At 43.8% G+C, this 8,585-nt stretch carries 10 protein-coding genes; 8 read left to right on the top strand and 2 right to left on the bottom strand.

The window, feature by feature from the left end:
- Window positions 1–7: 7 nt before the first annotated feature.
- Window positions 8–565, bottom strand: coding sequence for a YufK family protein (locus TY49_RS17485; RefSeq protein ID WP_041967199.1), 558 nt, complete (start codon window positions 563–565; stop codon window positions 8–10).
- A gap of 148 nt (window positions 566–713) precedes the next feature.
- A complete protein-coding gene (locus TY49_RS17480; protein WP_041967198.1) occupies window positions 714–917 on the bottom strand; it encodes a hypothetical protein in 204 nt (67 codons plus the stop codon).
- Window positions 918–1,133: 216 nt separating this feature from the next.
- On the opposite strand from TY49_RS17480, the gene TY49_RS17475 reads away from it, so the two are divergent.
- The 8 genes from TY49_RS17475 to TY49_RS17440 all read left to right on the top strand — a co-directional run bounded on the left by TY49_RS17475 (window position 1,134) and on the right by TY49_RS17440 (window position 8,204).
- Window positions 1,134–3,551 carry a Na+/H+ antiporter subunit A gene (locus TY49_RS17475; protein WP_041967197.1) on the top strand — a complete coding sequence of 806 codons (2,418 nt, stop codon included), beginning with the start codon at window positions 1,134–1,136 and terminating at the stop codon, window positions 3,549–3,551.
- Complete coding sequence (locus tag TY49_RS17470) at window positions 3,538–3,960, top strand: Na(+)/H(+) antiporter subunit B (RefSeq protein ID WP_023626644.1); 423 nt, start codon at window positions 3,538–3,540, stop codon at window positions 3,958–3,960. The genes TY49_RS17475 and TY49_RS17470 overlap by 14 nt, the downstream gene beginning before the upstream one ends.
- Window positions 3,960–4,301, top strand: coding sequence for a Na(+)/H(+) antiporter subunit C (locus tag TY49_RS17465; protein WP_041967196.1), 342 nt, complete (start codon window positions 3,960–3,962; stop codon window positions 4,299–4,301). Before TY49_RS17470 ends, TY49_RS17465 begins: the two co-directional genes overlap by 1 nt.
- Window positions 4,294–5,775, top strand: a complete 1,482-nt coding sequence (locus TY49_RS17460) for a Na+/H+ antiporter subunit D (RefSeq protein WP_041967195.1) — start codon at window positions 4,294–4,296, stop codon at window positions 5,773–5,775. The genes TY49_RS17465 and TY49_RS17460 overlap by 8 nt, the downstream gene beginning before the upstream one ends.
- 6 nt (window positions 5,776–5,781) lie before the next feature.
- Window positions 5,782–6,258, top strand: a complete 477-nt coding sequence (locus tag TY49_RS17455; protein WP_041967194.1) for a Na+/H+ antiporter subunit E — start codon at window positions 5,782–5,784, stop codon at window positions 6,256–6,258.
- 47 nt (window positions 6,259–6,305) lie between these two features.
- Window positions 6,306–6,548 (top strand): Na(+)/H(+) antiporter subunit F1, encoded by a 243-nt coding sequence (locus TY49_RS17450; RefSeq protein ID WP_439646181.1) that lies wholly within the window; start codon window positions 6,306–6,308, stop codon window positions 6,546–6,548.
- Entirely contained in the window at window positions 6,526–6,900 is a 375-nt protein-coding gene (mnhG, locus tag TY49_RS17445) for a monovalent cation/H(+) antiporter subunit G (protein ID WP_084135533.1), read from the top strand. The genes TY49_RS17450 and mnhG overlap by 23 nt, the downstream gene beginning before the upstream one ends.
- Before the next feature lie 152 nt (window positions 6,901–7,052).
- Entirely contained in the window at window positions 7,053–8,204 is a 1,152-nt protein-coding gene (locus TY49_RS17440) for an FAD-dependent monooxygenase (RefSeq protein WP_041967192.1), read from the top strand.
- Window positions 8,205–8,585 lie beyond the last annotated feature (381 nt).

The raw sequence follows: 8,585 nt of genomic DNA, 5'->3' as shown, positions 1-8,585 counted from the left end.
TTCACACTTAAATCGGCAAGCTTGCAATGAGGCTGTTATACACTTTTACCGCAAGATAAATGATGCCAAGGACAAGCGTACTCCAGAGAATGACCTGGAAGAACACGATTCCGATCAAACCAGCCATGGTGAGATTGGGGCTTATTTTATAGACAAAATAAATGAAATATACCATTGTTGCAACAGCGAAAATAGCCATTATACCGATAAAGCTGTAGAAGCTGAGCAAGGATACTACGCTGCCCACAAAATAAATCGTTGCGCCATGGCGAATTAGATACAGGCTCTCCCCTTCATGATCCTTCGAGAAAAACAAGAGGCTGACCTCGTTTATAGTATCGGCAATCAGCTTCATGGCCGCAAACACCATGAAATAAACCACCATCAGTAAAGCCAGCAATGATAATTTAATCCCGGCATCAGAAAAGAACTCAAGCATTCCATCGTATATCCCTGCATTCTTCAGGATGGAGATCAACTCCATTTCAGTTCGCACAGAGAGGGCGAGACTGAACATAATGATGGTTAGCAGCGGAAAATAGCTTGTTAAATAAGGGTTTTTCATCAAATACTTCACTCAATTCTTTCATATTCCTATTCATTATTATGAAAGAACGGATGAAAACCGGCAACCAAAAGAAAAAAAGTCCCTTTGCAGGAACTTTAATTTTTTTGAAACCTTTATGGAGCTCGTCCGTATAAAAAGGTTGGTGTTATTGTGGCACAATCCGGACGTATTCTCTTGAACCGAATGGTACATATGTGGCAGTTTCAACCTCGTCCAACTCTGACTGCTGGACTTTCAGCACTCCAGGTCCTTGCTTTGACAACTCTTTGTCATCCCTGTTATCAAGAAACATGAACCCCGAAAATAAACTAAGGAATATCCCAATGCATACTGTCAGCTTTCGGGCCATGGCTTATCCCCCCTATTCACTGTTAGTATGCAAAAAAGACGACAGTTTTATTCAAGATTGACAAAACCTTGATTCATCAAGGTCGATGACATGCATCTGCAACTTTTTTACGATATAATTTTCACATCAGTGAGTTGGGGGCATGAACTTGGTTAAATTGGCAAAAAATATAATGTTAAGCCATGAATTTGGAATTAAATAAGGAGGTATTATCACTTGTCTTTACTTCATCTTGCAGTTTTATCACCGCTTTTACTCGCGATATTAATTCCATTTTTACATAAGTATTTCAAGAACATTCATACAGGCTGGTTCCTTTTGCCGCTGCCTGCCGTGCTGTTTGCTTATTTCTTACAATTCATCAGCACGACCAGCCATGGCGGTACCGTTATGGAAACTGTTGCTTGGATTTCTTCTCTTGGAATTAATTTCACGTTAAAAGTTGACGGCCTTGGGCTATTATTCGCCCTGCTGATCACGGGAATCGGCGCATTAGTTGTGCTGTATTCGATTTATTATTTAAATCCGGACAAGGAAAAGCTGAATACTTTCTATGTCTACCTGCTTTTGTTCATGGGTGCGATGCTCGGAGTCGTTTTATCCGACAACCTGATTGTTCTCTATACCTTCTGGGAGTTGACCAGCTTTTCTTCTTTCTTGCTGATTGGATATTGGAACCATCGCGAGCGTTCCCGCTATGGTGCCCAAAAGTCAATGCTGATCACGGTTTTCGGGGGATTATCCATGCTCGGTGGGATCCTGATGCTCTATATCATCACAGGAACCTTCAGCATTTCTGAAACAATCCAAATGTCCAATGAAGTCGTCAACCATCCTTTATTCACTGCGACATTGATTTTGTTCTTGCTGGGGGCTTTTACAAAATCAGCTCAGTTCCCATTCCACATCTGGCTTCCTGACGCGATGGAAGCACCTACGCCGGTCAGTGCGTACCTGCACTCTGCGACCATGGTTAAAGCGGGAATCTATCTTGTTGCCCGTATGACACCAGTGTTCGCACATTCAGGCACATGGGTTTGGCTCGTGGCCGGAGTTGGGGTACTCACGCTATTCTGGGGTTCGTTCTCAGCTGTAAAACAAACGGATTTAAAAGCGATCCTCGCTTTTTCAACTGTCAGCCAGCTGGGGATGATCATGTCACTTCTTGGAGCAGGTGCTGCAGCACTTCATTATGGCACGATTGAAGATGGCTATTATATTGTTGCGGTCACTGCCGCGGTCTTCCATTTGATCAACCATGCCACATTCAAGGGAAGTTTGTTCATGGTGACAGGGATTATTGACCATGAAACAGGGACAAGGGATATACGCAAGCTTGGCGGTTTGATGAATTTCATGCCAATTACATTCACACTAGCGATCATCGGAACATTTTCAATGGCTGGAATCCCGCCATTCAACGGATTCCTGAGCAAAGAAATGTTCTTTACAGGCATGCTGCGCGTTGCAGAAATGGATTTTTTCAATATGGATACATGGGGCATACTGTTCCCTATCATTGCCTGGTCAGCAAGTGTTTTCACATTCCTTTACAGCATGATGTATGTATTCAAGACCTTCACAGGCAAGTACCAGCCTGAGAAATTGGAAAAGAAACCGCATGAGGCACCAATCGGTATGCTGATTTCACCGGTTATTCTAGCGTCACTTGTCATCATTTTCGGTATCTTTCCGAATGTACTATCACATAACATCATTTCGCCTGCCATGGGGTCGATACTTCCATCATTGCTCGAAAACGGTGAAGGATTCGATGTCCATATCTCTCATTGGCACGGGCCAACAGCTGAATTGTTCATGACAATCGGCGTTATTGCATTCGGATTATTGCTTTACAAGTTCATGCCTAAATGGGCAGGCATCTATAGCAAGCTTCCTTCACGCATGTCATTCAATCGTTTCTATGACCGCGGTTTGGAACTCCTGGAGCTAACGTCAAAAAATATTACGAAGTCTTATATGACCGGTTTCATCCGGACGTATCTCGTTTATATCTTTTCATTCTTTATTTTGGCTCTAGCTTCGACACTCATTTTCAAAAACGCATTCCAACTGGATTTGAGCGATGTTGCACCTATCCGCTTTTTTGAAGTTGTGCTCGTGTTGATCATGGCCGTATCTGCGATTACCATCTTGTTTGCCAAATCAAGGCTGACTTCCATCATCCTGCTTGGCGCCGTTGGCTATACAGTAGCTCTGTTCTTCGTCCTTTTCAGGGCACCTGACCTGGCACTGACACAGCTGGTCATTGAAACTGTATCTGTTGCATTGTTCCTTCTGGCGTTTTATCACCTGCCGCAGATCAGGAGAAATGAGGAGAGAATCCGCTTCAGGGCTACAAACGCGCTAATCTCGATTGCCGTAGGGGCGATTGTGACGATGATTGCCTTATCTGCCCATAGTAACAAGACGTTCGGCTCCATTTCGGAGTATTATGTTGAAAATACTTATAAAAAAGCTGGCGGCGAAAATATGGTCAACGTTATCCTCGTTGATTTCCGCGGCTTCGATACAATGTTTGAAATTGCCGTTCTTGGCATCGCTGCCCTTGGTATTTTTGCGATGATTAAGCTTCGGCTGACAAGGGGGAGAGAATTGGATGAAAACAAATGATGTCATCCTCCAGACTGTTACAAAGTTCGTCCTTTTCGTCATCATCCTGTTTTCGATCCATCTGTTTTTCGCAGGCCACTATTATCCGGGCGGTGGATTCATCGGCGGATTGATGACCTCTGGAGCGATTGTATTGCTTTTACTAGCATTCGATATTAAGACAGTCAAAATGATTTTGCCGTTTGATTATATTAAAGTTGTCGCTGTCGGTCTGCTTATTGCGATCGGAACAGGTGCCGGAGCTTTATTTTTCAATATGCCGTTCCTGACACATGCATATACTTACGCTTATTTGCCGCTCCTCGGCAAGACATCTTTGCATACAGCGGTATTGTTTGATACAGGGGTCTTCCTTGTCGTCATTGGTGTGACAATGACCATTATTCAAACGATTGGAGAGAGCGAATAATGGAAATCTTAATGGCTTTTCTAATTGGAATTTTATTTATGACAGCCACTTACCTCATGCTTTCAAAAAGCTTACTCAGGATCATTATCGGGACAGGGCTGTTAAGTCACGGTGCCCACCTACTCCTGCTGACAATGGGAGGCTTAAAAAGAGGTGCAGCCCCGCTCCTGGGAGAACATGCCCCATCCTATGCCGATCCGCTGCCACAGGCACTGATCCTGACAGCGATTGTCATCAGCTTTGGTGTTACGGCATTCTTCCTGGTTGTGGCCTACCGCGCCTACCAGGAGCTTGGAACCGATAATATGGATCACTTGAGAGGAAAGGAAGGACATGAATAATCTAATCATATTACCCATCTTGATTCCTCTGATTACAGGGGTTGTACTTATTTTTTTCACTAAAAACATCATGGCCCAGCGATGGATTTCAGCGATAAGCGCACTGCTCACGATTATTGCTTCCTTCATGCTGGCACACCAGGTTTATCGGAATGGCATCCAGACGATGGATCTCAGTAATTGGGAAGCACCATACGGCATAACGCTTGTATCGGATATGCTTTCCGCCCTGCTTGTATTGACAACAAGCATCATCGCTTTTGCGGCGTTGTTTTACTCTTTTAAATCGATAGGAGAAGCTCGTGAAAGATTTTTCTATTATCCAGTCGTCAACTTCTTGATTGTCGGGGTTAACGGAGCCTTTACGACGGGCGATATTTTCAACTTGTTTGTATTTTTCGAAGTGATGCTGATGTCCTCGTATGTATTGATTGTATTGGGCGGGACGAAAATCCAGCTCCGCGAATCGATTAAATACATACTCGTGAACGTTATTTCATCCGCCTTGTTTGTTATCGCCGTTGCCTATTTGTATTCAGTGGTAGGGACGCTGAATATGGCGCATATCTCGGTGAGACTCAGCGAAATTGGAAGTGCCGGGATTATTACGGTGATTGCCGTATTGTTCTTGATTGTATTCGGACTGAAAGGCGCAATTTTCCCGCTTTATTTCTGGCTGCCAGGATCGTATTATGCACCGCCAGCACCAGTAATGGCACTGTTCGGAGCACTGCTGACCAAGGTTGGCGTATACTCAATCACTAGAACCTATACTTTGTTCTTTTACCATGATGTCGGCTATACGCATCAATTGCTGCAAACCCTCGCTGTCATGACGATCATAGCCGGGGTCATCGGGGCACTGGCTTATACTGATATCAAAAAAATCATTATCTATAACATCATCGTTGCAGTCGGTGTCATCTTATTCGGGGTATCAATCCTGACACCTGAATCTCTCACTGGATCGATTTTTTACCTGATCCATGACATGAACATCAAGGCGACGCTGTTCCTGTTGATTGGGATCATCATCGTGATTACCGGAACGAGCGACCTTGAGAAAATCAGCGGTTTGATCAACAGATACCCTGCACTTGGCTGGACGTTCTTCATTGCTACAGCCGCACTTGCCGGCATTCCGCCGCTTAGCGGTTTCGCAGGCAAATTGATGGTTGTGCGCTCTGGATTTGAAACCGAGAACTATATTGGTGCTTTCGTGGTACTGATGTCGAGCTTGCTTGTCCTGTTTTCAGTCATGAGGATTTTTATCAGAGGATTCTGGGGAACGCCAAGGGCCTATAAGAATGAGGAAAGAGCACCTGTAAAATGGCTGCTCGTTGCACCTGCAATTCTGACTGTATTCGCTGTGCTATACGGCTTCGGAACTGAGGCTATTTATCCGGTTATTTCAACAGCCGCCGAAACGCTTGCCAATCCGGAAATCTACATCAATGCTGTTTTGAAGGAGTGATGAGCTATGGCTTTTCAAATCTTGCTGAATTTTATACTGGCCTTTGTCTGGATGTTCCTTAAGACATCCTACTCCCCGGCCTCCTTTTTTGTCGGGTATTTCTTCGGCCTGCTCATCATTTATATTTTCAGGCGTTTCTTCACTTCCCGCTTCTATTTACTGAGGGTAGTGGCCGTGCTGAATTTGATTTATATCTTTACTTTGGAACTGATTCTTTCGAATGTAGCAGTTTTAAAGGCAGTCCTTAGGCCAAAGCTTAATATCAAGCCGGGCATCTTCGCATTCCCGACAGAATTGAAAGAAGACTGGGAGATTACGATGCTCGCAAACCTGATTACTTTGACCCCTGGTACACTTGTCGTCGATGTTTCATCTGACAACAGGATATTGTATGTGCATGCAATGGACATCACTGATGCGGATGAAGCAATCCAGAGTATCAAAAATACGTTTGAAAAAGCGATTATGGAGGTGAGCCGATAATGTTTGAAGCGGTTTTATGGATATCAGTTACCTTCATATCACTTGCGATGATCGGCCTGATTTACCGAGTAATCAAGGGGCCTACCGTTGCAGATCGGGTAGTTGCACTTGACGCCATCGGCATCAGCCTTGTTTCTGTGATTGCTTTAGTATCAATTGTTCTGGAAACTAGTGCTTTTCTTGATATCATCTTATTGATCGGTATCCTGACATTCATCGGAACAGTTGCCTTTTCAAAATTCCTTGAGAAGGGAGTAATCATGGAATATGACCGAAATGGAGATCGTTAAGTTTTTTGCAGGATTGTTCATTCTGTTCGGAGCATTTCTTAGCCTTGTGACTGCCTTTGGACTGATCAGGCTTCCTGATGTTTATACAAGGAACCATGCAGCATCGAAAAGTGCAACAATGGGGGTCATGCTTGTCTTGCTTGGCACCTTCCTATATTTTTGGTTGATAGAACATCATTTCAATTCCCGTTTATTGCTGGGAGTTCTGTTCATCTTCCTCACTTCTCCAGTTGCAGGGCATTTGATTGCGAGGGCAGCCTATAACAGCGGGGTTAAGCTTTCGGACCGTACTGTCCAGGATGACCTTGCAAAAGCACGGAAAAAGATGAAAGCTGAAGGACACCTGAAATAAAGATGATGAACAGCCATCAGGTATATCCACCTGATGGCTGTTTTTTGTCCATGAAAAATTCAATTTTTATCCATACCAACCATAGGGTCAGTCAAGTATAGTTTAGGTAAGAAGAGTTAGGATTCCTGTTTTGCGGAATGGAGGTTAAGGATATGGACGATGCAAGAATTTCAATCGTTGGCGGCGGAATTAGCGGATTATGCACAGCGATTGCCCTGCAGAGAAAAGGAATTCATGCGAATGTCTATGAAAAAGAAAAAAATGTACATGAACCGGATACCGGAATAATCTTAAGTGGTAACGCAATAAGAGCCTTCTACATTATGGGATTAGGGCCCGAATTGCGCGCAAATGGATTGGATTCTGACGGCTGTCTGCTTAAATCCGATTCTGGAAAGATCATTGCTGAATTCGACTACCATGCGCCATCACATATCCCGAATTACCTGTTCATCCACCGTTCCGAACTTCAAAGAATTTTGACAGATGCACTCCTCCCTGGTTCTCTCCATTTAGATAAGCATATGATCGATTTTAAACACGACAATTCAATATCATTATTTTTCAAAGATGGTACCAGTGTAGAATCAGATTATCTTATAAGCTGCGACGGTGCAGCTTCACAAATCCGCACAAAGCTGTTTCCAAATAGCGGTCTGACATATTCAGGCTTCTCTTGCTGGAGAGGCATCATCGAAAATCCTCCAATCAAGGTGAATGCTTACACTGAAACCTGGGGAGCGAGAGGACGATTCGGGATTGCTCCGTTAATAGATAATCAGGTGTTTTGGTATGCATTAAAAAAATCCTCTGAAGAAAACAGCGACAAGAGCGATTGGTCCCCTATCGATTTATTGTTCAACTTTTTCTACTACCATGAACCAATCCAGGAAATACTGGAAAGTACCACCCACGACCAGATCATTTACGATAAGTTATATGAATTGAGGCCTCTGACACCTCTTCTTGCCGGAAAAATTCTGTTACTTGGTGATTCAGCGCACGCCTCTATGCCCAATATAGGCCAGGGTGCATCACAGTCAGCTGAGGATGCCGTTTACCTGGCTAAATGGATCAGCAGCGAAGAAACAATTGATCAGGCATTTGTAAAGTATGAATCACACAGACAGGAGCGTATGAAGTTAGTGAAAGATGAAATGAAAATCTACGGGTTGGCTGCGCGGATTGATTTCCCTGTGCTTTGCTCACTCCGTAACAAACTTTTTCAGATGACACCCTCTTCATACCATAATGCGAAGCTGAGGAAGGTAGTAGAGATTGAAGAGGATATGGATGCGTTGTAAATGTAATTGCAATTGAGCTTTTGATGATTGACAGCTTTGCCGGGTTTCCTCGGGAAGCTGTCTGAACTTTGGTTGACTTTTGACAGCGTAGAGCCGATTACACCCAAACCTGTCTGAATACAAATCGTTTCTTGACAGCTTTTCGTCTTAATAGCCCGAACCTGTCACAATAACGACTCTTTCTTGACAGCTTTTGCTCTATCCACCCCAAACCTGTCATAATAACAGCTCTTTCTTGACAGCTTTTGCTCTATCCACCCCAAACCTGTCACAATAACGACTCTTTCTTGACAGCTTTTCGCCTTCTCACATCAAACCTGTCACAATAACGACTCTTTCTTGACAGCTTTTCTCCTTCCCACATCAAACCTGTCATAATAA

Origin of the sequence: Mesobacillus selenatarsenatis SF-1 (genome assembly GCF_000813125.1) — a bacterium.
GTDB lineage: Bacteria > Bacillota > Bacilli > Bacillales > Cytobacillaceae > Mesobacillus > Mesobacillus selenatarsenatis.
Note: the sequence above shows the minus strand (reverse complement) of the source record. Positions and strands in the feature narration are given on the sequence as shown.

Excerpts from the sequence above, each read along its gene's own strand:
- TY49_RS17470 (WP_023626644.1), top strand. The coding sequence starts at position 3,538 with ATGAAAACAAATGATGTCATCCTCCAGACTGTTACAAAGTTCGTCCTT.
- TY49_RS17460 (WP_041967195.1), top strand. The coding sequence starts at position 4,294 with ATGAATAATCTAATCATATTACCCATCTTGATTCCTCTGATTACAGGG.
- mnhG (WP_084135533.1), top strand. The coding sequence starts at position 6,526 with ATGACCGAAATGGAGATCGTTAAGTTTTTTGCAGGATTGTTCATTCTG.
- TY49_RS17480 (WP_041967198.1), bottom strand. The coding sequence starts at position 917 with ATGGCCCGAAAGCTGACAGTATGCATTGGGATATTCCTTAGTTTATTT.
- TY49_RS17440 (WP_041967192.1), top strand. The coding sequence starts at position 7,053 with ATGGACGATGCAAGAATTTCAATCGTTGGCGGCGGAATTAGCGGATTA.
- TY49_RS17455 (WP_041967194.1), top strand. The coding sequence starts at position 5,782 with ATGGCTTTTCAAATCTTGCTGAATTTTATACTGGCCTTTGTCTGGATG.
- TY49_RS17465 (WP_041967196.1), top strand. The coding sequence starts at position 3,960 with ATGGAAATCTTAATGGCTTTTCTAATTGGAATTTTATTTATGACAGCC.
- TY49_RS17450 (WP_439646181.1), top strand. The coding sequence starts at position 6,306 with ATGATCGGCCTGATTTACCGAGTAATCAAGGGGCCTACCGTTGCAGAT.
- TY49_RS17485 (WP_041967199.1), bottom strand. The coding sequence starts at position 565 with ATGAAAAACCCTTATTTAACAAGCTATTTTCCGCTGCTAACCATCATT.